This window comes from Pseudonocardia sp. NPDC049154 (genome assembly GCF_040648315.1).
Classification (GTDB): domain Bacteria; phylum Actinomycetota; class Actinomycetes; order Mycobacteriales; family Pseudonocardiaceae; genus Pseudonocardia.
The window spans coordinates 25151-45717 of the sequence record NZ_JBEZDN010000059.1 but is presented as its reverse complement, the minus strand read 5'-3'; the positions used below and the strand labels follow the sequence as shown (position 1 = coordinate 45717).

Annotated in this window: 22 protein-coding genes and 1 pseudogene; 6 read left to right on the top strand and 17 right to left on the bottom strand. The window is 72.7% G+C overall.

Annotated elements, in window-relative coordinates:
* Nucleotides 1–1121 precede the first annotated feature (1121 nt).
* A complete protein-coding gene (locus AB0B41_RS25210; protein WP_358207418.1) occupies nucleotides 1122–1514 on the bottom strand; it encodes a pyridoxamine 5'-phosphate oxidase family protein in 393 nt (130 codons plus the stop codon).
* Nucleotides 1515–1721: 207 nt separating this feature from the next.
* Nucleotides 1722–2234 carry an antibiotic biosynthesis monooxygenase gene (locus tag AB0B41_RS25205; protein WP_358207415.1) on the bottom strand — a complete coding sequence of 171 codons (513 nt, stop codon included), beginning with the start codon at nucleotides 2232–2234 and terminating at the stop codon, nucleotides 1722–1724.
* A 180-nt stretch (nucleotides 2235–2414) separates the two neighbouring features.
* Here AB0B41_RS25205 and AB0B41_RS25200 point away from each other — a divergent pair, with 180 nt between their 5' ends.
* Entirely contained in the window at nucleotides 2415–3917 is a 1503-nt protein-coding gene (locus AB0B41_RS25200; RefSeq protein WP_358207413.1) for a PLP-dependent aminotransferase family protein, read from the top strand.
* A 200-nt stretch (nucleotides 3918–4117) separates the two neighbouring features.
* Here AB0B41_RS25200 and AB0B41_RS25195 read toward each other — a convergent pair.
* Nucleotides 4118–4348: pseudogene (locus tag AB0B41_RS25195) on the bottom strand (helix-turn-helix domain-containing protein); the annotation flags it as partial.
* Nucleotides 4349–4406: 58 nt separating this feature from the next.
* On the opposite strand from AB0B41_RS25195, the gene AB0B41_RS25190 reads away from it, so the two are divergent.
* Nucleotides 4407–5162: a class I SAM-dependent methyltransferase gene (locus AB0B41_RS25190; RefSeq protein WP_358207411.1), complete on the top strand. Its 756-nt coding sequence runs from the start codon at nucleotides 4407–4409 to the stop codon at nucleotides 5160–5162.
* Nucleotides 5163–5359: 197 nt separating this feature from the next.
* Nucleotides 5360–6091: an alpha/beta hydrolase gene (locus AB0B41_RS25185; RefSeq protein WP_358207408.1), complete on the top strand. Its 732-nt coding sequence runs from the start codon at nucleotides 5360–5362 to the stop codon at nucleotides 6089–6091.
* Between the two features lie 231 nt (nucleotides 6092–6322).
* Here AB0B41_RS25185 and AB0B41_RS25180 read toward each other — a convergent pair whose 3' ends face one another.
* The gene (locus AB0B41_RS25180; RefSeq protein WP_358207406.1) at nucleotides 6323–7612 is read right to left on the bottom strand and encodes a DUF222 domain-containing protein; all 1290 of its coding nucleotides are present in this window, start codon (nucleotides 7610–7612) and stop codon (nucleotides 6323–6325) included.
* Between the two features lie 334 nt (nucleotides 7613–7946).
* On the opposite strand from AB0B41_RS25180, the gene AB0B41_RS25175 reads away from it, so the two are divergent.
* Entirely contained in the window at nucleotides 7947–8393 is a 447-nt protein-coding gene (locus AB0B41_RS25175; protein ID WP_358207404.1) for a hypothetical protein, read from the top strand.
* Between the two features lie 279 nt (nucleotides 8394–8672).
* On the opposite strand, the gene AB0B41_RS25170 is transcribed toward AB0B41_RS25175, so the two are convergent.
* Nucleotides 8673–9347 (bottom strand): hypothetical protein, encoded by a 675-nt coding sequence (locus AB0B41_RS25170; RefSeq protein WP_358207402.1) that lies wholly within the window; start codon nucleotides 9345–9347, stop codon nucleotides 8673–8675.
* A 214-nt stretch (nucleotides 9348–9561) separates the two neighbouring features.
* Here AB0B41_RS25170 and AB0B41_RS25165 point away from each other — a divergent pair, with 214 nt between their 5' ends.
* On the top strand, nucleotides 9562–10290 hold the full coding sequence (locus AB0B41_RS25165) for a DUF4389 domain-containing protein (RefSeq protein ID WP_358207399.1): 729 nt from the start codon (nucleotides 9562–9564) through the stop codon (nucleotides 10288–10290).
* 17 nt (nucleotides 10291–10307) lie between these two features.
* Nucleotides 10308–10544 (top strand): SHOCT domain-containing protein, encoded by a 237-nt coding sequence (locus AB0B41_RS25160; protein WP_358207397.1) that lies wholly within the window; start codon nucleotides 10308–10310, stop codon nucleotides 10542–10544.
* 23 nt (nucleotides 10545–10567) lie between these two features.
* On the opposite strand, the gene AB0B41_RS25155 is transcribed toward AB0B41_RS25160, so the two are convergent.
* The 12 genes from AB0B41_RS25155 to AB0B41_RS25100 form a co-directional block, all read right to left on the bottom strand.
* Nucleotides 10568–11545, bottom strand: a complete 978-nt coding sequence (locus AB0B41_RS25155) for an NAD(P)H nitroreductase (protein WP_358207395.1) — start codon at nucleotides 11543–11545, stop codon at nucleotides 10568–10570.
* A gap of 11 nt (nucleotides 11546–11556) precedes the next feature.
* Nucleotides 11557–11727 (bottom strand): hypothetical protein, encoded by a 171-nt coding sequence (locus AB0B41_RS25150; protein WP_358207392.1) that lies wholly within the window; start codon nucleotides 11725–11727, stop codon nucleotides 11557–11559.
* A 101-nt stretch (nucleotides 11728–11828) separates the two neighbouring features.
* Nucleotides 11829–12695: a universal stress protein gene (locus AB0B41_RS25145; RefSeq protein WP_358207390.1), complete on the bottom strand. Its 867-nt coding sequence runs from the start codon at nucleotides 12693–12695 to the stop codon at nucleotides 11829–11831.
* A 117-nt stretch (nucleotides 12696–12812) separates the two neighbouring features.
* Complete coding sequence (locus AB0B41_RS25140; RefSeq protein WP_358207388.1) at nucleotides 12813–13463, bottom strand: hypothetical protein; 651 nt, start codon at nucleotides 13461–13463, stop codon at nucleotides 12813–12815.
* A 103-nt stretch (nucleotides 13464–13566) separates the two neighbouring features.
* Nucleotides 13567–14358, bottom strand: coding sequence for a hypothetical protein (locus AB0B41_RS25135; RefSeq protein ID WP_358207386.1), 792 nt, complete (start codon nucleotides 14356–14358; stop codon nucleotides 13567–13569).
* 90 nt (nucleotides 14359–14448) lie between these two features.
* Complete coding sequence (locus tag AB0B41_RS25130) at nucleotides 14449–14913, bottom strand: hypothetical protein (protein ID WP_358207384.1); 465 nt, start codon at nucleotides 14911–14913, stop codon at nucleotides 14449–14451.
* Between the two features lie 116 nt (nucleotides 14914–15029).
* Nucleotides 15030–15575 (bottom strand): 3-hydroxyanthranilate 3,4-dioxygenase, encoded by a 546-nt coding sequence (gene nbaC / locus AB0B41_RS25125; RefSeq protein ID WP_358207382.1) that lies wholly within the window; start codon nucleotides 15573–15575, stop codon nucleotides 15030–15032.
* Nucleotides 15572–16003 (bottom strand): RidA family protein, encoded by a 432-nt coding sequence (locus AB0B41_RS25120; protein WP_358207380.1) that lies wholly within the window; start codon nucleotides 16001–16003, stop codon nucleotides 15572–15574. Before AB0B41_RS25120 ends, nbaC begins: the two co-directional genes overlap by 4 nt.
* On the bottom strand, nucleotides 16000–17337 hold the full coding sequence (locus AB0B41_RS25115) for an NAD(P)/FAD-dependent oxidoreductase (RefSeq protein WP_358207378.1): 1338 nt from the start codon (nucleotides 17335–17337) through the stop codon (nucleotides 16000–16002). The genes AB0B41_RS25120 and AB0B41_RS25115 overlap by 4 nt, the downstream gene beginning before the upstream one ends.
* Complete coding sequence (gene kynU, locus AB0B41_RS25110) at nucleotides 17330–18673, bottom strand: kynureninase (RefSeq protein WP_358207376.1); 1344 nt, start codon at nucleotides 18671–18673, stop codon at nucleotides 17330–17332. The genes AB0B41_RS25115 and kynU overlap by 8 nt, the downstream gene beginning before the upstream one ends.
* Complete coding sequence (locus tag AB0B41_RS25105; RefSeq protein WP_358207374.1) at nucleotides 18670–19686, bottom strand: amidohydrolase family protein; 1017 nt, start codon at nucleotides 19684–19686, stop codon at nucleotides 18670–18672. Before AB0B41_RS25105 ends, kynU begins: the two co-directional genes overlap by 4 nt.
* On the bottom strand, nucleotides 19683–20543 hold the full coding sequence (locus AB0B41_RS25100) for a tryptophan 2,3-dioxygenase family protein (protein WP_358207371.1): 861 nt from the start codon (nucleotides 20541–20543) through the stop codon (nucleotides 19683–19685). Before AB0B41_RS25100 ends, AB0B41_RS25105 begins: the two co-directional genes overlap by 4 nt.
* Nucleotides 20544–20567 lie beyond the last annotated feature (24 nt).

The following is a 20567-nucleotide window of genomic DNA, read 5'->3' as shown; positions in this document are numbered from 1 at the left end:
CGCAGCTCGACCCGGCCGCCAACTGGTTCGCCTGGGACGCGCAGCGGAAGTTCCTCACCGCGGGCGGAACGCTCGGCGCGATGACCGCGGAGCGTCGACCACCGACTCGGATCCAACGGTAGCCGGATCATGATCGCCAGAGGGTGCGTCGATCGTGCCGAGGGGAACGTCCTTGAACACGCGAAACTCGACGGCTGCTCGGTCAGATACCCGGGAGGTGCTCGCGTCACCATGCAACGCCGGCCACCACGAGGAGCACGGGGAGCCCGTCGCGATCTCGCCCGCGCTGGTGACCGAGCTTACGTCGCCGGCCTGGTCCGGTGTTTCCCGTCGGTAGGGTCGTCGTCCTCGCAATCATCGTCCGCGCGTGCTCGAGACAGGGCTCCCTGCTGCACTCGAGCGCGCCGCGGGCCCCCGAGACGATTGACCGGCCGGCCCCCCACGAAGAGCGAGCCGCACGTGAACCTGCTGACCGCCTTCGGCGAACACGGTGGCCTGCGACGCAGGCGCACCTCGATCGACCACGTCGATCAGAGGTACGACCAGCACGCCGACGAGGTCGGCCCGCGCCTCGGCGCCGCGGTGGCCGCGGCCTGGGTCCGTGGCCGGCCATCGGAGAGACGGCCGACCGCCTCGGCAGGTGCGGTTGCGGACGCCGCCGGCGCGTCCACCACGACACCGAGGCGCTGAGGCACGTGATCATCCCCGGCGGCGCAGACTGCAGCGGGTGGCGAGTGCTCGGAGTCCCACCGATTGGTACCGACACCGTTCCGAGCGCGCGCTCTCGGCCGTGATGATGCCGCTGCCCGGCGGCCCCACCGAGCTCCGGTCGGACTCACTCACCACGCATCGTCTCGTCGTACCGATGCGCCTGGACGAGGCGGTCGACCCGGGCCCCTACGACCTAGAGGAAGGGGTAAGTCGGGCCGTCCTGCGCGGCTTCAGCCGGCCTCGGGGACTACTCACTGTCGCCAGGGTGCTCGACCTGCACGCGAATCTTGGCTGCCAAGCGCAACCGGCATCCCCCCGTGATGACGCGGCATGTCATAGATAGGTAGTCCATCTGCGACGTTCGAGGATCATCGATCGAAGTACCCTCATCACGGGCTCACGACTGCAACCTACGACAACGGGCCGACGCAACGGCCCGAAAGCTGGGTGAGTGCAATCGCGATTGTGTAGCCGTCATAGTCGGGCGCCCATGGCGGAGGGAGGCGCCCATCGAGTTCCGCGAGTCGTGCGGCTGCCGCGACGAGGTACGCTTGACCAACGCCTAGGACGCTCCACCGCGTTCGGCTCGTGAAATCGACATGGTCGACCTGGAAAGCGAACACGGCACCTCTGGATGCTGCTGTTGCCTTCGTAAGGCTGCCGGTGCGGAAGATAACCTCCTCATCTTGCAGCAGGAAGGTAACCGGATGTGCGGCAGGCATCGCACGCTCGGTGTGCACCACCCGACCAAGGTTGACAGTTGCGAGCAGCCGCAGGCAATCGGCCCGCCCGATCAACCTCATGGATGCTTCGCAGTCCGCAGATATGCGAGTCTCCGTCATGACCATTATTCGTCCTGAATATGCAGACTTCGTTTAATGCTCGAAATCGCACGGCGGGGCTCACCTCGGATATGCGGCGCTGATTCGGCACGCAGTGGGACCAAGGCAGCTCCGTCGCGACCATCGCCATTCCGGGAGCCCCCTTCCCCCGTCCCTGTCGGTGGGGTGTCACCTGGCGGCGGGTACAGACTGGGGCGCGGCACCGTTGTTCACTGCATCCGGGGAGAGGTCCTTAAACACAGCGAAGCTCGACGGCTGCTCACCCAGAACCGGGAAGTGGAACCCGCACTTCGGGCACTGCTCGGCGAGGACCGCCTGCTCCTGGGCCAGCTCGTAGGCCTTATCCTGCAGCTCGTTACAGCACGGACAGATTCGCAGGAGACGAGTCCCGACCAACTCGAAGTTGGTGATGATGTCTTCCATGATCGCGCCGTTCGCGGCCCACGCCTTGGCGTGCTTGTGATAGGTGTCCATGTGCCAGTCGTAGAGCGCTTCCTTGCTCGCCCAGAAGCTGCACTCGTTGAACCACGTCGGGTCGTCCGGGTGCTCCCACCAGGTGAGGTGCAAGAAGCCGGGCAGCTTCATCAGGTGATGGCGGGTGTCGCCGAAGACGACTTTGAACTTCTCGTAGGCGTCCGGGCTGGAGAAACGCACGCGCTGCATGCTCAGGTAGATAGGCACAGGTCAACTCCTGTTCGGGCGGAACCGGCCGCGGCCGGGCGGTCAACAGGTCGTGGGCGCAGTGCTGGCTCTCGTCGTTGCCGCTTGAGCGACTACGCTCGTCCCGACCTGTTGGCTCCTGACGCTAGCCAAGAGTGACGGGTCCACCAGAGCCAATCGCGGGACAGCTGGAGGAGCCACGTGTCATCTGCGCGAAATACAGCTGCTCGCGGCAGGGCCAATTCAAGGTCGGCCGCGGTCCCGGCGTACAAGGCCCTCTACGAGCAGCTCCGCTCTGGCATCCTCACCGGGCAGCTTGCGGCAGGGACCCGGTTGCCTCCCAGCCGTACTCTGGCCACCGAGACTGGTCTGTCGCGCAACACCGTTCTTGCCGCGTTCGAACAGCTCCAGGCAGAGGGCTACATCATCGGCCGTCAAGGCTCGGGGACCTACGTCGCCGACCTGTTGCCCGAGCAGCTGCTTGCCACCTCGGAGCCGCCGAATCGGTTGGCCGCCGCCTCACCGCCGTCGGCAGTCACGACTGCGAAGCTCTCCGCCCGCGGAGAGCGGCTCGCGCTGGCCCGTCGCGTCCCGCTACCCTCGGTGCTGGGGCGTGAGCCGCGGGGCACCTCGTTCCTCATCGGTCTGCCCGCCCTCGACGCCTTTCCGTTCGAGACCTGGGGGAAGCTCTACTGCGAGCGGCTTCGAAAGTCCGGGCCCCGGCTGATGCGGTACGACGATCCGGCCGGCTACCGACCGCTGCGCGAGGCGATCGCCGGCTACATCAGCACGGCGCGCGGCATCCATTGTCTAGCCGACCAGGTCATCGTCACCAGCGGCTCACAGCAGGCCCTCGAGTTCTGTGCCCGGATCTTGCTCGACCCCGGTGATGCAGCGTGGATCGAAGATCCCGGTTACCTCGGGGCCCGTGCGGCGCTGGTCTCGGCCAGCGCTCGGATCATCCCGGTGCCCGTCGACGAGAACGGGCTCGACGTTACGGCGGGACAGGCACTGGAGCCGAACGCTCGCCTGGCCGCGGTCACGCCCTCGCACCAGTTCCCTCTCGGCCACACGATGTCCCTGGAGCGGCGCCTCGCCCTCATCGACTGGGCTGGCCGCAACGACTCCTGGATTGTGGAGGATGACTACGATGCCGAGTTTCGCTACCTCGGCAGGCCGCACGCGGCGCTGATGGCGATCGACTCCCACCAGCGCGTGATCTATGTCGGCACCTTCAGCAAGGTGCTATTCCCGAGCCTGCGACTGGGCTACGTCATCGCACCACCCGACCTGGTCGACGGCTTCCTGGCCGCACATCTGTCGACTGATATGCACGCCCACGTCATCGACCAGGCCGTTGTCGCCGACTTCATCGAGCAGGGCCACTTCGCTCGCCATCTGCGGCGAATGCGAGTGCTACACCGCGAACGTCAACAGCAGCTGGTCCGGCTGGCCGAGCCTCTCAGCGAGAACCTGCGCCTCGCTCCCTCGGACGGCGGCCTGCACCTCGTCGGCTGGCTCGCCGACCACCGCGACGACCGAGCGGTCGCCAAGGCCACGCTGCGGCAAGGGGTGCACGTCTGGCCCTTATCAACCCACTACCTGCGGTCCGAGGCCAAGCCGGCAATTCTGCTCGGCTACGCCGGCACCACGGCCGAGGACATGCGCCGCGGCATCGCCACGTTGTCCGCGGTACTGAGCTGACCGGGCCCAGGTCCGCCGCCTGCGGCGTCGACGTGACCTGTTTTGGTCAGGATCGCCGGACCGCGACGGCCGCGGGAAGTGCGCGCCCTGACGCACAGCACGTGCGCTCGTCGCAGTGTCGCTGAGTTGCTCGGGAGGGCACGAGTCGAGGCGCACGATCGCTGATCCGACTGGCCTCCGCGTCCGAGGACACGCACCCGCTATGCCTTGCCGGCGGCCTGTGCACGCCATGCGCCGGGCGTGAGCCCTCTCTCGCGCTCGAACGCTCTGATGAACACGCCCGCATCCGGGAAGCCGACCTCATGGGCGATGTGGGAGACCGGCCAGCTGGCGTAGCGCGGGTCGGCGAGCAACAGCCTCGACCGTCGAAGTCGCTCTTCGCGGATGAAAGCCGCCGGGCTCGACTCGGCAGCGGCGAAGGCTGGACTAAGCCTCGGGCGGGACCGGTGGTCGCTCGGGCGCGGGCGTGGCGGCGGTTACGGTCGGCGGATGTCGCAGCTCCCCGATCCCGTCCGGGCGCGGTCCTTCGGGGCCAGCGCGGAGGCCCACGCGGCGCACCGCCCCGGCTACCCCGACCCTGCGGTGGACTGGGCCCTCGGCACCGTGCGGGGACGGGTGCTCGACCTGGCCGCGGGGACGGGGAAGCTGACCGCGAGCCTCGTCGGCCGGGTCCGCGAGGTGGTCGCCGTGGAACCCGATCCCGCGATGCTCGCCCTGCTCCGCACGGCCCTGCCCGATGTCGAGGCCCGCGAGGGGACCGCCGAGCGGATCCCGCTCCCGGACTCGTCGGTCGACGCCGTCCTGGTCGGGCAGGCCATCCACTGGTTCGACCCCGACCACGCGTTCCACGAGATCGCCCGGGTGCTGCGGCCGGGCGGGGTGCTCGCCGGGCTGTGGAACGCCGAGGACGGCCGCGTCGAGTGGGTCCGCGGCTACCACGAGGCCCTCGCCGACGGACGACCCGAGCAGGGGGTGCCGCGGGGAGGCGATCGGCCGGACCTCGACGCCGGCCCGGGGTTCGGCCCGGTGCACACGGCCGCCTTCGAGTACCGGCGCGCGACGACCGTCGACGGCCTGGTCGCCACCCTGAGCACGCACTCGTGGGCGCTGGTCAGCACCCCGGCGGACCGGGACGCCGCCTTCGACCGGATGCGCCGCTACCTCGCGTCGCGGCCCGAGGTGCCCGCGGGCGGGTTCGAGCTCCCGATGGTCACCCGGGTCCTGCGGACCGTGAGGCGGTGGTGATCAGCTGCTCACGGAGGCTTCCGCGAAACTCGTCGGCGACCAGGGCGAGCACTGCTAACTTCTCGGAGGCCGTGCGAGAGAACGAGGAGGTGGTACCCGTGGACGCAGTGTCGACAGGGGTGCTCCCCTCCGGGGTCACGGTCGGGCGATAGGTCGTCCGGGAGCGCCGTTCACGCGCACTCCCGAAAGGCACGACCGTGCGATTCACCTCCGAACAGCGCCTTGACGACGGCGTTCTCGAACGCGAATTCACCCTCGACGAGATCCCCGGCATCCTGTGGACGCCCGGATCCGCATCCGCACCGGCCCCGTTGATCCTGCTCGGCCACCCCGGCGGACTGCACAGGATGTACCCCCGACTGGTTGCCCGGGCCCGACACTCCGCGGCGGAAGGCTTCGCCGCGGCCACCATCGAACTCCCCGGGAGTGGTGACCGGCCCCGCTCTGCCGCTGCCGAGGAGGCCCGCGCCGACCTGCGCCGGGCGCTCGAGGCCGGGGAGCCGGTCGACGACGAGGTCGTCGACCGGCTCGTCCTCCCGTTGGTCGAGAGGGCGGTCCCGGAATGGCGGGCTGCCCTCGACGCCCTCCTCTCGCTGCCCGAGATCGGCGGCCCGGTCGGGTACGCGGGAGGGGTGATCGCCATCGGCATCCGGCTGGCGCTGGTCGAGCCGCGCATCTCGGCCGCCCTTCTGTTCGCCGGGAGTCACGTGCCCCGCAGGATGTTCGAGGAGGCCCGGCAGGTCACCATTCCGCTGCAGGTCCTGCTGCAGTGGGACGACGAAGGAAACGACCGGCTGATGGCCCTGGACCTGTTCGACGCCTTCGGCGCCAAGGAGAAGACGCTGCACGCCAATATGGGCGGGCACACCGGCGTTCCCCCGTTCGAGGGGGACGACGGGACCCGCTTCTTCGCCCGGCACCTGAGGTGAGCCCGGACCGTCAGGCCGGCAGCGGAAGGTAGGCGGTGTCGGCGAATGTCGCAACGCTCCCGACCCGATGACGGCCGCAGTGGGGTTGGGGGCGTGCTGCTCGACCAGCGCGAACTCAGCCGCTGAGTCGACCTGACGAGCGGCTGCGCAGCGGCACCACCGAGTGCGGGCAGGCAGGACTCGGCGGCTTCTCAGCCATCAGAGTTCGCACCTTGCCAGAACAGCAGCGGTTCATCCCACCGGTGTCAGTACCGGTGGTGGTCGTCGGCGGGGTGTGCGGCTGCGGTCGATCCAGCTCGGCGGGAGGAACTCGGGTAGGCCGTCGGGCATCCGGATCTCCCAGTGGGAGTGGTGGATGAGCCGGTGGTGGACGGTGCAGAGCATGACCAGGTTGCGCAGGCTCGTCGGGCCGCCGTGTTGCCATTCGCGCACATGATGGATCTCGCACCAGGAGGGTGGGCGGTCGCAGCCGGGGAAGGCGCAGCCGCCGTCGCGGACGGTGACCGCGCGGCGCAGCCCGTCGGGGACGATGCGGCCGATCCGGCCGACGTCGAGCGGGACGCCGGTGCCGTCGAGCACGACCGGGATGACCCCAGCGTCGCAGGCCAACTGGCGCAGGGTCTGCGGGGTGAGCCGGCCGCCGAACTCCAGGGACGCCGAGGACGCGCGCCGCTCCAGGTCTTCGAGGCGGACGGTGACGGTGAGCTGCGGGCGGCGGCCGCCGGTCTCGGGCAACCGCCCGCGGGACAGCACCTGCACACACACCTCGGCGAGCGCTTCGGCCTGCCGTTCGGCGGTGGTGCGCTGGTCGTCGGTGTCGCGGGGGGCGGCGCCGGCGTCGACCGCGGCGGCGATGGCGTCGAACATCGCCGCGTCGTCGAAGCGGCCGCTCACCTTGCCGCCCGATCTGGTGCGGAAGCGGGAGATGCGGAGTTCGTTGAGCTGCGCGGGCGGGGAGTCGTCGGGCTCGGGCCCGTCCTGGTCGAGGATCTCGATCAGCTGCGTGCCCCAGGTGTGCAGCTCGGAGGGCGTGTAGATCCCGGCTTTGCCGGCGAGCTGGACCTCCGCGCCGGCCCAGGTCTCCGGATCGAGGCGGCGGGCCGGCCCGCTGGCCAGTAGCCGGGCGATGACTTCGACGTGCCGCAGGCCGGCCTCGCCGCAGGCGAACACGGTCGCGGTGGCCGGCAGCCGGGCCGGCGATGCCGTCCCGTCGAGGCCGATCTGGGCGCAGACGTTCTCGGCGGCGAGCACCCGGCGGCGGGCCTCGAAGCGTTCCCAGCCGAGCAGGTCGGCGAGCGCGCCGGTGGGGGAGCGGTAGCCGCGTTCGGCGAACACACCGCGCCGCTGGAGATCGGCGGTGGCGTTGACCACGGCCCGGTCCAGGAAGCGTCGGGCCTCTTCGTAGGCGCGGACCGCGTCGATGACCTCGTCGGCCGTGGCGGTGGGTCCGGCGGCGTCGACCAGCTGCGCGATGGCCTGCTGAAGGCGGTCGCGCCCGGTGCCGACGGCCCCTGTGTCCATGCCCCGATCATACTCGAACCGATGTTCGAAAGATGGGCCATCGTCGCAGGCCAGTGACCGTTCGCCGCGTGGTGACGATGTCTTCCGAGCAGGGACTCGGGTGGCGCGACCGCTCGTCATGCTTCACTCACCGCTCGCTGCGAGAAGATCCACGTCTCGGCCCGCCCGCACAGCAGCCCCGGCCGCGCCCCCGGCGAGAACTCGACCTGGCCCCCGAGACACGACGGGCCTGTACGTACCTCTCCGTATTGGGCGAGCCGCGGGGCGCGCCCACCCTGTCCGGTGCGCCCCGGCCGGCCGACCGGGGCACGGACGCACCACGAGGAGGCGCACCATGCTGGGTGATCGACTGGGCGAGTCCGCCGGCAAGATCACGAGCGTCCGCATCCTCCCCTCGGAGGGGGAGCAGGTCTGGCTCGAGGTGTCCTTCCAGGGCCGCGGGAACCTGCTGGGCCAGGAGATCACGGACACCGGGACCTACCGCCAGACGATCCGGCGCGGCGGGGTCCTCTACGGCGAGGGCCACGTCCTGATGATGTCGCCGGCCGGTGATCTCGTCGACTGGGTCGGCGGTGGCGTGGGCCGGCCGACCGGTCCGGGCTACAAGGCGAGCTACGGCGTCTTCGGTACCGCGCAGACCAGGTCGGAGAAGCTCGGGCGGCTCGGCGAGGTCGCAGACGTGATCGAGTACGAGGTCGAGGAGGACGGGAGCTACCGCTGGACCATGTGGGAGTGGACCGGCGGCGGACTGACCGAGTCGCAGGCCGCGGCGGCCCGGTAGCCGCGAGGACGAGGGCCGGGACGTGTGCGCGTCCCGGCCCGCTCCACGCCTGAGGTGAGGTCACCCGACGTACCCGCACATCTCCCCAGTGGTGGTCACGACGGTCTACGCCGCACTCGACGCTGGCGATCTCGAGCCCCTTCGGTCGCCGGCGGCACGGGCGACGCCGTGACCGCGGGCGTCGGAACGGGTGCGGTCCGCTCGGCCATCCGCCAAGGCAGGTCCTGCGACGGCAGGAGCGGGAGTCGTGACGACCGCGCCGCCGCAGGCGGGCGGTCCTCAGGCCCGCCGGACGACGGCGGCGATCCCGGCGACCAGCGCGAAGAGCGGGAAGACCAGGGAGCTGCTGTAGGGCAGGCCGATCGCCAGGGTGGCGACGAGCGAGGCCCCGGCCAGGACCAGGGCGACGATCCCGACCGCCTTGGGCAGTAGCGCGCCGCGCAGCGACAGCACGCCGGCCGCGGCCATCACGCCCAGCGCGGGCAGGTAGGTGCCGGTGGAGATCTGGTCGGCGAGGACCGCGGCGGTCGCGCTCGCCTCGGTCGTGTACATCGACTGGTCCATGGCGCCCGGGGCACCGCCCGCGGCCACGTACCGCATCAGGACACCGACCGACGTGGTCGCCAGCAGGGCGATCGACGACCAGCGCAGCGCCTCCACCCAGCCCGGACGCGCCGGCGCCGTCGCGGCGGCCCGGCGGCAGAGGCCGAGGGTGAACAGCGTCGTCGCGATCACGGCGACCAGGCCGAGCCCGGCGCCGAGCCGGATCAGCAGCTCCGGGTTCATGTTCTCGACGATGAACGCCCCGGGCTTGACCACCTGGTCGGTGAAGGTTCCGGGGCCCTGCGCGAGGAACGCCGTGGCGCCGCCCGCCGTCAGCGCGGCGACGATGCCGGCCCACCCCCAGCCGGTGGTGCGGGCGGTGGTCGCGGGGGCGGCGAGGGTGCTGGTCATGGCGGGTTCTCCCTGGTCCGGAGGGTGTCTCGGGGTCGTGACCACACTGTCCGAACCGGGACCGCCCACCCAGGGCGCCAACTCTTCGATCTTGTGCGGCCAGCCTTCACCGCCGGGTGGTGGTGGCCTCACCCCGACCGCGGGTCCTCCGGCCCCGCGAGCCGGGTCCGCGGTCCCTGCCGGGGGAGCCCGCACCGCGCCGACGCTGGCCGCCATGACGGACACCGTGTACCCGGTCCGGGTCACCGGGCGGCTCGAGGGCGAGCCGTCGCGCTGGCTGTGGCTGCTCAAGTGGCTGCTGCTCGTGCCGCACGTGATCGTGCTGGCCGTGCTGGTGTTCGCGTGCTGGGTCGTGACGGTGATCGCGTTCGTCGCGATTCTCGTGTCCGGCCGGTACCCGCGGGCGCTCTTCGACTTCTCCGTCGGGGTGCTGCGCTGGGGGTGGCGGGTCGCGTACTACGGCTACGGCGCCAACGGCACCGACCGCTATCCGCCGTTCACGCTCGCCGACCGCCCCGACTACCCGGCCCGGCTGGAGATCGACCCGCCCGAGCGGCTGTCCCGCGGGCTCGTGCTGGTGAAGTGGTGGCTGCTGGCGCTCCCGCACTATCTCGTGCTGTTCTTCCTGGTCGGGGGCGGCGGCACGGTCGTGTGGCGGGTCGGCACCACCGCCCCGACGCAGTTCGACGGCGGCCTGCTGACCGTGCTCGTCCTCGTCGCCGTCCTGGCGCTGCTGGTCACCGGGCGCTACCCGCGCGGGCTGTTCGACCTCGTGGTCGGCTTCGACCGCTGGGTGCTGCGCGTCGCGGCCTACGCGGCCCTGCTGACGGACGCCTATCCGCCCTTCCGCCTCGACCAGGGTGAGACGGAGCCCGCCGTGCCGTCGGACACCACGGCCGAGCCGCCCACGTCGTCGGTCCCGCCGGCGGGAGCGGTCCGATGATGTGGGGGATGTGGGGCATGACGACGATCTGGCTGGTCGCCGTGATCCTCGTGCTGGTCGCTGCCGCCGCGGGGGCCGCCGTGGGCGCGGTCCTCGTGGCACGGCGCGGGATCACCGCCGACGACACCGATCCCGACCGGGCCCGCCGCATCCTCGACGAGCGGCTGGCGGCGGGGGAGATCGACGTCGCCGAGCACGAGCGCATCCGCACGGCCCTCGAGCACCACGAGCACCGCGAGCCCAGCGGCTCCTGACCACCGTCCCGGGGCCCCGGAGCTCACGGGTGCATCAGAACCGACCGCAGCGGGCGGCGCGGTGTGGGCTCGAGCGGTGGCGCGCCCGGCGCCGGGAAGCCCAGCCGGATCACGAGCTGCGGGTGCTCCGCGAGCCTCAGCGCGGCGCGCAGGCCCGCCCGCGCCGCCGGCATCTCGACGGCCTGGCTGAGCGGGTCCGTGGCCAGGCCGCCGCGGGTGGCGGTGAGCAGCACGGCACTGGTCGCCTCCCCGGCCGCCAGCCGCGCCGCGGTGTCGTCCTCCGGCGTCGCCAGCACCATGAGCAGGCCGCCGTCCGGGCCGAGGCCCCGGCCGGGGGACAGCGTGCCGGACGGGAAGCGCTGCAGCTGCGGCTCGTCCCACTGCCCGGTCCGGACGGGCACCGCGGTGGGCGGCACCCCGTCGCCGGCGTCGGCGTAGCGGCGGGTCCACATCAGCAGCTCGGCGAGGTAGCCCGGCTCGTGGCGCTGCTCCCGGGCGGCCCGGCCCAGGACGTCGGTCATCCTGGTGAGGACGGCGGGGTCGGTCACCGGCACCGCCACGACACCGAGGTCGCCGGCGCGTTCGACGAGCGCCGCCACGTGCGGCTCGGGCACGGGCTCCGGGGAGTACCGGCGCCGGTCGGTGTGCCGCCGCGTGAGCTGGCCGAACAGCGCGGCCGCGGCCCGGTCCGGCTGACCCTCGACGAGCCGGACCGTGGCCAGGTGCCAGGTGTGGTCGGGGTCGGGCAGCCGGTCGATCTCGACGGCGCCGCCGAACCCCGCCGCGGCGACCCGCAGGTGGTGGAGGGCCGCGCCGCAGCTGATCACGAGGTCCCGGCGGTCGGGGTCCGTGCCGGACAGGTGCCGCGCGGGATCGGCGTGCAGCTCGACCTCACGCGCGCGCAGCCGCCAGCGCCAGGGCTGGGTGTTGTGCACCGAGGGCGCCCGGAGCGCGAGCTGGACGGCCCGCTCGAGCAGGCCGGCGGCGACGTCCGTGGACATGGCGAGCCCGGTCAGGAGACGACGCGGCCGAGCCGGCGCCCGGCGAAGTCGACGGCGACGCCGTCGGCCCGGGCGGATCCGATGCGGACGCGGGCGAAGTCGTGCACCTGCCCGTTCCCGTCCACGGTCCCGATGCGGACGCCGCTGTCGTCGACGACGATCGCGGCGGAGGTGGTGGGCATGGTCGCTCCTGGGGGCGTCGAGGTGCCGAACGCCTCCACCGTCGTCGAGATCCGCCCTGGTCACCAGGGCCGAACGGAGAGCTCCCGGCGGCCCTCGGTCCCTAGGAGTCCCGGGCGCTCGACGGGTCGTCCGGCTCGGGCACGGCGACGAGCACCGGACACCCCGCGAGCCGGATCGCGGTGCGGGTGGTGGACCCGAGCAGGTGCCGCCGCCCCCGCCCGGCCCCGACGACGAGCAGGCTCGCCCGGTCCGAGCACTCGACCACGGCCTCGTACTTCCGCTCGGGCACCACCCGCAGGGTCGTGGCGACGCCGGGTCGAGAGGCCTCGAGGGTCCGCAGGAGGCGTTCGAGGGCGTCGCGGACCTCGGCGGCCTCGGCGGGGTTGCGGGCCGCGTGGAGGATCTCGAGCCCGACGCGGCGCCGCGCCGCGGCGCGGTGGGCCTGGGTGAGCACGACGACGTCGGCGGCGGGATCCCCCACGGCCGCGACGACCGGGCCGCCCACCGTCCCCGTCCGTGGGACGACCACGACGGGACCGCCGGCCCGCGAGGCGAGGTCCAGGGCGAGCGACCCGACCAGCGCGTCCGTCGGGTGTCCGGTCCCGGCGAGCCCGACGACGAGGAGCCCGCCGAGCCGGCCGGTGTCCCGCGACGTCGCGACGAGGGCGGCGAGCGGTTCGTCCTCCAGCAGGACCGTCCGGGCCTGCACGGACGGGGCGTGCCGGTGGGCGACGGTGTAGGCGCGGGCGAGGATCCGCCACGCGTGGGCGTGCAGGGACCCCGTCGACCCCGCCGCGTAGGGCGCGGCGTGCAGGAGCGTGAGCCCCGCACGGCGGGCGGCGGCCTCGGCGGCCGCCCAGCGGACGGCCCGCAGGCCCGCGTCGGTGCCGTCGACGGCGACCGTGACGCCGTTGCGTTCGGCCGTGGGCCCGGGAAGGGGCTGGGGTGCGGTCATGGGGGCGGTCATCGGTGCTCCTCCCGGGTCGCCGAGGCGTCGTTCCTCCGTGGGAGCCTCCGGCGGGAGCCGTCCGCCGACCAGCGTCCAAGGTCCCGGCGCCCCGGGGTGTTCGTCCCCCGGCGCGGTTCAGCCCGCGGCGCCGGCGATCCTGCCGGTGACCTTGTCCGGGTAGCGCGCCGTGAAGCGGACCGCGACGACGATCGCCACGATCGGGACGACCCAGTTCAGCAGCAGGTCCAGCAGGTACTGGCTGTCGGTCCCGTCGGCCTGCGCGTCGAGCGCGGCGACCGCCACCGAGGCGACGCCCATCACCAGGAGGGCGACGCCCCAGACCGCCGAGATGGTCCGGTTGATCTTCATGAAGGTGGGGGAGCTCCAGTACTCGCGCGGCGTCGACTGCCGGGCGTACTCGGCCGTGAACGGCGAGAACGGCGCGGAGACCAGGATCAGCAGCCCGAGCACCACCCCGACCAGGGGCCGACCCCAGTCGTACAGCCACTGGTCGACCCCCGGGCCGCCCACGAAGCCGACCACCGCCATCACGCCGAAGAGGCCGAGCGAGTACAGGTTCAGCCGGGTGGGGGCGTGCCTGCGGTGCCCGTGGACCAGCGCGATCACGGTCATGGCCACCGCGATCAGCGCGCTCCAGGCGACCCCGTTCGCGGCCAGCCGCGTCGCGATCACGGAGAAGACGATCCAGGGGACGAAGCCCGCGACGATCGAGAGCAGGGTGATCGGGTTCTTGTCGTGCTGCGGGCCGGCGGCGTGCTCGGACATGCGACGGTCCTCCAGGGCTGTGGGAGGTCGATCGGTGGCGGGAGCGTGCCGGTGCCCGCTCCAGAACGACGCCGACGCGGCGTCTCGCCTGGTGGAGGAGCCGTCACGGGCGTACCTGGACCAGGAGGTCGGGGTCGATCGCGAAGTACCCGGTGAACGGCGCTCCCTGGGCGACCAGGAGCGTCAGGGCGATGGCCATGGCGGTGGCGAGGAGCGCCAGGGCGGTCGCGGCCCGGCGCAGCCGGTCGGCCTGGACACAGGCCATGGCGGCGAGCGTCGTCACCGCCACGAGGTACAACGCCGTCAGCCGCAGGGGGTCGATGGACGACGTGCTCAGCACCAGGCGGGTGCGGCGGGCCTCCAGCGCCCGGTCGATCGAGGTCTCGAGGCGGTCCTGGGCCACGCGCTGTCCCTCCGACTGCACGGGCAGGCCGAGGACGATGCCCTGCACCTCGACGAGCAGCGCGGGCGCGAGGGTCAGCGTGGCCCGCCCGTGCCCCATCTCGGGCCACTCGACGGCGACGTAACCGTCGATCTGGTCGCGCAACAGCTGCCGGATCCGGGGCTGCTCGACCGGGAACGCGCCGGTCAGCAGATCGATGTCCCGCAGGGCGCTGGCCTCCTGGCTCACGGCGGCGGCGGCCTTGTCACGGTCGGCCCACACTTCGGCCACGAGGAACCCGACCAGGAGCCCGAAGATGAGCCCGAGCGGGGAGAGCAACCCCGGGCTCAGCGGGCCCACCGCATCGGCGTGCCCGGCCCGGTGCAGGAGGTGGAGCACCAGGAGGATCACGCCCGACGCCAGGTACAGCGCGAGGAAGATCGTCGCGGTCAGCAGCGCGATCGAGGTGTCGACCAGCCACGGGATCACACTGCCCTGCTCGCACGTGATCATGGTGGGATTACCTCGGGGTGCGCCCTTCACGTGGTGGCGCTCGAGGCCCGGTGACGGCGGCACCGCGGCGCCGGTGTCGGCGCCGGCGGGTCACCACCGCGGGATCACGCGGCTGAGCATGCTGATCGTCGCGCCCGGTCCGGCGACGACCTCGTCCATCAGCTCGTGGAGCGGCGACGGGTCCGGCCCGGCCGGGACCTCGCCACCGGCGGCGACGACGATCCGCAGCCGTCGCGTCCGGCGCGTCGAGATCTCGGTCGTCCCGATCCGCAGCCCGTCGAGTGCGGGCCCGGGGACGGGGGCGTCGCGGCTCCGGTCCAGCGCGTCGACGGCCTCCGCCACGGCATCGAGGACCAGCGAGGTCTGCGTCCGCGGCCAGTCGAGGGTCCGCAGCCACTCCCGGAGGAGGGTGCGGACCTGGTCCGACGACGGTGGGGCCGCACCGGGCGGCGTCGTGAGCCGCCACTCCCCGGCGTTCGCCGTCACCGTGAAGCGGGGTCCGGAGGGGAGGTCCGGGATCGCCGCTCGGGTCGGCGCACTGCTCTGTTCCAGCATTCGGCCTGCTCCAGTTGCTGTCGTCTCAACAACCCCGGCCGAACCCTCCGGCCGCCGTGCGTCGGCCGGGTTCCCCGCCCGGCCACCGGCTGAACCTCTCGCGGGTGCGGTTCTGCTCACCCCGCCGGGGACAGCGCCTCCCGGGAGAGGGGCGCGCCGTCGGCGTCGGTCAGGGTGGGCAGCGTCTTCTCGTAGAACTCGGCGAACACCGGCGGCAGGTCCGCACGGATGTCGCCGACCTGCAGCTCGACCTCGTGCACGAGGGTCGCGGAGCCGGCGGTGTGGGCGTACCACTGGAACTTCTCCAGCGTCCCCGCCTTGCGGACCTGCTCGACGACGAGCCCGATCGAGCCCTCCTGCGGCCGCTGCGGCGAGTGCGGGACCCCGGCCGGGAGCAGCCACGACTCGCCCTCCCGGATGTGCACCGTGCGCGGGCCCTCGTCCGTGACCAGGTGGACGTGGATGTCGCCCTTGATCTGGAAGAACCACTCCTCGTAGGGGTCGACGTGGTAGTCCTGGCGCTGGTTCGGCCCGCCGACGACCATCACGATCAGGTCCTGGGCCCCCTCGTGCAGCTGCTTGTTGCCCACCGGTGGCCGCAGCAGGTGGCGGTGCTCGTCGATCCAGCCGTCGAACCGGACGGGCTCGCTGATCTCGGTCATGTGTCCTCTCTCGGTTCGGGGCGGTACGCCACGGCGGAGATCTCGATCAGCAGGTGGGGATGGGGGAGCTGGTGCACGGCGACCGTCGTGCGCGCCGGGCCGGACTCGTCGAAGTACTCGGCGTAGACCGCGTTGTAGCCGCCGAAGTCGTTCATGTTCACCAGGTAGCTGGTGATCGAGACGAGGTCCTCCAGCCCGGCGCCGGCCGCCGCGAGGATCTCGCGGACGTTCTCGATCACGGCGCGGGTCTGGACACGGATGTCCAGCGTCGTGGTGCCGAGCTCGTCGGCCTCGGCGCCCGCGAACGTGCCGTCCGGGAGGCGGCTGCTCGTCCCGGAGACGTAGATCAGGTCGCCGGCGCGGCGGGCGTGCGGGTACCGGCCGCGGGGGCGGGCCCGGCCCGCGACCAGGTAGGCGTCGTCGCTCATGACCGCACCCTCCTCAGCGTGGCCGCCGCGGCGGCCGCGCCGGCGGCTGCGCCCAGCGCGACCGCGCCGGCGACCCGGTCCTGTCGCCGGATCCGTCCGTCGATCTCGGAGTAGGGCAGCGTGGTGAAGGAGACGAGCTCGTAGCGGGAGACGTACCCCGGCACGACCCGCTCCAGCGCGTGCCGGGCCCGCGTGGTCCAGCGGAAGACCGGCGAGTTCACGCGGTCGCTCATCTCGACGAAGTTCTCCAGCGCCATGTCCGCGATCGCCTCGGCGTTGGCCTTGCGCCGCTGCTGGTACCGCGGCAGCGCGACGGCCAGGTCCCCGCCGGCCGCGTCGAGGCACCGGTCGAGCTCCACGCAGTCCTCGAACGCGCAGTTCGCGCCCTGCCCGAAGAACGGGACGATGGCGTGCGCCGCGTCGCCGAGCAGCGCGACCCGGCCCCGCACCCACGGCGCGCAGCGGATCGTGACCAGCGAGCCGACCGGGTTGCGCAGGAAGTCCTCGACGAGCCGCGGCATCAGCGGCACGGCGTCGGGGTACTGCGCGGCGAAGTACGCGGTGACCGTCTCGGGGGTGTCGAGCGCGGCGAACCCGCCGGGCCCCTCCCTCGGCCAGAACAGCGTGCAGGTGAAGGAGCGGTCGGTGTTCGGCAGCGCGATCATCATCGACGACCCGCGCGGCCAGATGTGCAACGAGCCGGGGTCGAGCGCGAAGTCCCCGCCCGGGGCGGGCGGGATCTCCAGCTCCTTGTACCCGTGCGGGAGGAAGTCCTGCCGGAAGTCGAACCCCTCGCTGAACTGCAGCGACCGGCGAACGGCCGACCAGGCGCCGTCGGCCCCGATCACGACGTCGGCGTGTCGCCTGCCGCCCTCGGCGAAGGTCAGCGTGCCGGTGTCCGGGTCGACGGCGGTGAGCCGGTGCTCGAAGTGCAGGGCCACGTCGGCGGTCTTCTCGGCGCAGTCCAGCAGGGCGTGGTTGAGCCGGGCCCGGCCGATCGAGTTGATCGCCCGGGCCCCGTCCGCGGAGTAGGACTGGAACCCCAGCGCGCCCCGGACCGGGTGCAGGGTCCGCCCACGCATCGGGAGGGCCTCGCCCAGGGCCTGGTCGGCGAGCCCGACCCGGTCGAGCGCGTCGAGCCCGCGGGCGGAGATCGCGAGGTTGATCGAGCGGCCGCGCTCGGCGCCGGCGGTGCGGGGGTCCGCGCGCCGCTCGTAGAGGTCGACGGCGATGCCGCGCCGGCCGAGCAGGGCCGCGAGCAGGCAGCCGGCCAGCCCTGCCCCCACCACGGCGACCCGCTCGACGGGTGCGCCCGCCCAGGTCGGATCAGCCATCGCGCCGCTCCCCGGGTCCGGACGGGGTGCCGGACGACGGGGGTCCGGACGACAGGACGGCGGCCAGCGCCGTCGCGGCCCGCCAGGCGTCGTGGTGGGTGCAGTAGAGCGGGACCGGCGCGAACCGGACGACGTCGGGCGGGCGGGCGTCGGCGATCACCCCGTGCTCGTGGCGCAGGCGTGCGCAGACCTCCGCGGCCGTGGTCCCGGCGATGCGGACGGACAGCTGGCAGCCGCGGCGCTCCGGGTCGGCCGGGGTGATCACCCGCGCGGGCAGGTCCGCGCAGACCGTGGTCAGCAGGTCGGCGAGGTAGCCGGTGAGCCGGACGCTGCGCTCCCGCAGGGCCGCGATCCCGACCTCGTCGAACAGGCCCAGGGAGACCAGGACCGGAGCCATCGCGAGGATCGGCGGGTTGGACAGCTGCCACGAGTCGGCCGTGTCGACGGGATCGACGTCGGGGCCCATCGCGAAGCGGGTCGCGGGGTCGGTGCTCCACCAGCCCTGGAGCTTCGGCAGGCCGCGGTCCGCGAGGTGCCGCTCGTGCACGAAGCACCCGGCGACGGCGCCCGGCCCGGCGTTGACGTACTTGTAGTGGCACCACGCGGCCCAGTCGACACCCCACTCGTGCAGGCGCAGCGGGACGTTGCCGACGGCGTGCGCCAGGTCCCAGCCCACGACGGCGCCGGCCGCCCGGCCGGCCGCGGTGATCGCGGGGATGTCCATCAGCTCGCCGGTCAGGTAGTTGACCCCGCCGAGCAGCACCAGCGCGACCCGGTGGCCCTCGCGGCGCAGGAACGCCACCACGTCCTCGGTGCGCAGGCAGTCCTCGCCCGGCCGCGGGCGGAGCCGGACGACCGCCTCGGCGGGGTCGAGCCCGTGCAGCCGGGCCTGGCTCTGCACGGCGTAGGAGTCCGACGGGAACGTGCTGTCCTCGACGACGATCGCGTACCGCTCCGGGCCCGGCCGGTAGAAGCTGATCATCATCAGGTGCAGGTCGACGGTCAGCGAGTTCATCACGACGGTCTCGGCGGGCAGGGCGCCGATGAGCCGGGCGGCCGGGCCGCGCAGGAGCTCGTGGTACGGCTTCCACGGCCGCGCGGCCTCGACGTGGCCCTCGACCCCGAGCCGCGCCCAGTCGGCCAGCTCCTGCTCGAGCGCCGCCCGGGTGGCGCGCGGCTGGAGCCCGAGCGAGTTGCCGGCCAGGTAGGCGGTCTCGGTGAAGGCGCCGGCGGTGGCCGGCGGCACGTGGAAGTCGGCCCGCCGCGGGGGCAGCGGGTCGACGGCGTCGAGGTGGAGCGCGTGCGCCTCGTCGACGGGGCGCACGACGGTGCTCATCCCACCCCCTCGTGCGCACGCAGGCCGAGGAACTCCTCGGCGTTGCCGCCCAGCAGGAGGTCCCGCTGGGCCGCGGTGAGGAAGGAGGCGCCGCGGATCAGCGACCCGGGCTGCTGCTCTCCGAGCGGGTACGGGTAGTCGGTGCCGAGCAGGACGCGCTCGGCGCCGACGGTGTCGACCAGCAGCCGCAGCGCCCGCTCGTCGAACACCACCGAGTCGACCAGGAACCGGTCGAGGTAGCCCGAGGGCGGCAGCGCCGAGGTGCCGACGACGTCGTGCCGCTCGCGCCAGGCGTTGTCCATCCGGCCGATCCAGAAGGGGAACGACCCGCCGCCGTGGGCGAAGCAGATCCGCAGCTCCGGGCCGATCCGGTCGAACACCCCGCCCAGCACCAGCGCCAGCAGCGACAGGTGCGTCTCGGCGGGCATCCCGACCAGCCACTGCGCCATCCACCGGCCTGTCCGCGGCGACTCCGGCATGTCCCAGGGGTGCACGAACACCGGGACGCCGAGGGCGCCGGCGTGCTGCAGGAACGTCACGACGCCGGCGTCGTCGAGGTCGCGGTCGCCGACGTGGTTGCCGATCTCGACGCCCACGTGCCCGGCCGCCACGGCCCGGTCCAGCTCGCGGCACGCCGCGTCCGTGTCCTGCAGCGGGACCTGGCAGAAGGGCAGCAGCCGGCCCGGCGCCCCGGCGGCGATCTCCAGCGCGAGGTCGTTGAACACCGCGGCGATGCCGGCCGCGGCGCCGGCCTCCTGGTCGTAGGAGAAGAACACCGGCGTGGGGGAGAGGACCTGCCGGTCCACGCCGTGGGCGTCCATGTGGGCCAGCCGCACGTCGGCGTTCCAGGCCGAGTCCGTGATCGCGCGGAACGGGCGCTCGCCGAGCAGGATCGTCGCGGTGGCGGGGCCGTCGACCCGCAGCGACGGCCGCGGGCCGGTGCCGGGCAGGGCGGGCCAGCCCCGCGGGACGTAGTGGGTGTGGACGTCCGTCACCGGGGCCACGCGCGTCATCGCCCGATCTCGGTGCGGACGGCGTAGAGCTCCGGGAAGAAGGTCAGCGACAGGGCCTCCCGCAGGAACGCGACACCACTCGACCCCCCGGTGCCCCGCTTGAACCCGATCGTCCGCTCGACGGTCTTGAGGTGGCGGAAGCGCCAGAGCTGGAAGTTCTCCTCGATGTCGACCAGCTCCTCGCACGTCTCGTACTCGGCCCAGTGGTCGTGCGGCGCCTCGTAGACCCGCCGGAACACCTCGACCAGGCCTTCGTCGAAGGTGTGGGCCTGCCGGAGGTCGCGCTCGAGGAGGTGCACGGGGACCGCGTGGCCCCGCCGGGCGAGGTAGCGGAGGAACTCGTCGTAGAGGCTGGGCGCCTCGAGCAGCTCCTGCAGCAGCGCGCGGGCGTCCGGGTCGTGCCCGAACACCTCGATGATCTCGGCGTTCTTGTTGCCGAGCGCGAACTCCACCGCGCGGTACTGGTGGGACTGGAAGCCCGACGACGGGCCGAGCACCGGCCGGAACTCGGCGTACTCGGCGGGGGTCAGGGTGGCCAGCACGGACCACTGGTCGGTGAGCGTGCGCTGCACGTGCTTGATGCGGGCGAGCTGCTTGAGGGCGAGGGCCAGGTCGTCCGCCGCGATGTTGTGCATCGCGGCGCGCAGCTCGTGCAGGACGAGCTTCAGCCACAGCTCCGAGGTCTGGTGCTGGATGATGAACAACATCTCGTCGTGGTGCGGCGGGTCGCTCAACGGGTGCTGCGCGTCGAGCAGCCGGTCGAGGCACAGGTAGGAGCGGTAGGAGGTCGTCGACCGGAGGTCCCGGACGATGTCCGCCTCCAGCGACCTGGTGTTGCCCGCCGGTGGCGACGTCATCGGTGCTCCCCGGGGTGGTGGTCC

What these genes read in the sequence shown, in the direction of transcription:
- AB0B41_RS25210 (WP_358207418.1), bottom strand. Translation starts at nt 1,514, where the DNA reads ATGAGGTTGATCGGGCGGGCCGATTGCCTGCGGCTGCTCGCAACTGTC.
- AB0B41_RS25190 (WP_358207411.1), top strand. Translation starts at nt 4,407, where the DNA reads ATGTCGCAGCTCCCCGATCCCGTCCGGGCGCGGTCCTTCGGGGCCAGC.
- AB0B41_RS25180 (WP_358207406.1), bottom strand. Translation starts at nt 7,612, where the DNA reads ATGGACACAGGGGCCGTCGGCACCGGGCGCGACCGCCTTCAGCAGGCC.
- AB0B41_RS25175 (WP_358207404.1), top strand. Translation starts at nt 7,947, where the DNA reads ATGCTGGGTGATCGACTGGGCGAGTCCGCCGGCAAGATCACGAGCGTC.
- AB0B41_RS25170 (WP_358207402.1), bottom strand. Translation starts at nt 9,347, where the DNA reads ATGACCAGCACCCTCGCCGCCCCCGCGACCACCGCCCGCACCACCGGC.
- AB0B41_RS25165 (WP_358207399.1), top strand. Translation starts at nt 9,562, where the DNA reads ATGACGGACACCGTGTACCCGGTCCGGGTCACCGGGCGGCTCGAGGGC.
- AB0B41_RS25160 (WP_358207397.1), top strand. Translation starts at nt 10,308, where the DNA reads ATGACGACGATCTGGCTGGTCGCCGTGATCCTCGTGCTGGTCGCTGCC.
- AB0B41_RS25155 (WP_358207395.1), bottom strand. Translation starts at nt 11,545, where the DNA reads ATGTCCACGGACGTCGCCGCCGGCCTGCTCGAGCGGGCCGTCCAGCTC.
- AB0B41_RS25150 (WP_358207392.1), bottom strand. Translation starts at nt 11,727, where the DNA reads ATGCCCACCACCTCCGCCGCGATCGTCGTCGACGACAGCGGCGTCCGC.
- AB0B41_RS25145 (WP_358207390.1), bottom strand. Translation starts at nt 12,695, where the DNA reads ATGACCGCCCCCATGACCGCACCCCAGCCCCTTCCCGGGCCCACGGCC.
- AB0B41_RS25140 (WP_358207388.1), bottom strand. Translation starts at nt 13,463, where the DNA reads ATGTCCGAGCACGCCGCCGGCCCGCAGCACGACAAGAACCCGATCACC.
- AB0B41_RS25135 (WP_358207386.1), bottom strand. Translation starts at nt 14,358, where the DNA reads ATGATCACGTGCGAGCAGGGCAGTGTGATCCCGTGGCTGGTCGACACC.
- AB0B41_RS25130 (WP_358207384.1), bottom strand. Translation starts at nt 14,913, where the DNA reads ATGCTGGAACAGAGCAGTGCGCCGACCCGAGCGGCGATCCCGGACCTC.
- nbaC (WP_358207382.1), bottom strand. Translation starts at nt 15,575, where the DNA reads ATGACCGAGATCAGCGAGCCCGTCCGGTTCGACGGCTGGATCGACGAG.
- AB0B41_RS25120 (WP_358207380.1), bottom strand. Translation starts at nt 16,003, where the DNA reads ATGAGCGACGACGCCTACCTGGTCGCGGGCCGGGCCCGCCCCCGCGGC.
- AB0B41_RS25115 (WP_358207378.1), bottom strand. Translation starts at nt 17,337, where the DNA reads ATGGCTGATCCGACCTGGGCGGGCGCACCCGTCGAGCGGGTCGCCGTG.
- kynU (WP_358207376.1), bottom strand. Translation starts at nt 18,673, where the DNA reads ATGAGCACCGTCGTGCGCCCCGTCGACGAGGCGCACGCGCTCCACCTC.
- AB0B41_RS25105 (WP_358207374.1), bottom strand. Translation starts at nt 19,686, where the DNA reads ATGACGCGCGTGGCCCCGGTGACGGACGTCCACACCCACTACGTCCCG.
- AB0B41_RS25100 (WP_358207371.1), bottom strand. Translation starts at nt 20,543, where the DNA reads ATGACGTCGCCACCGGCGGGCAACACCAGGTCGCTGGAGGCGGACATC.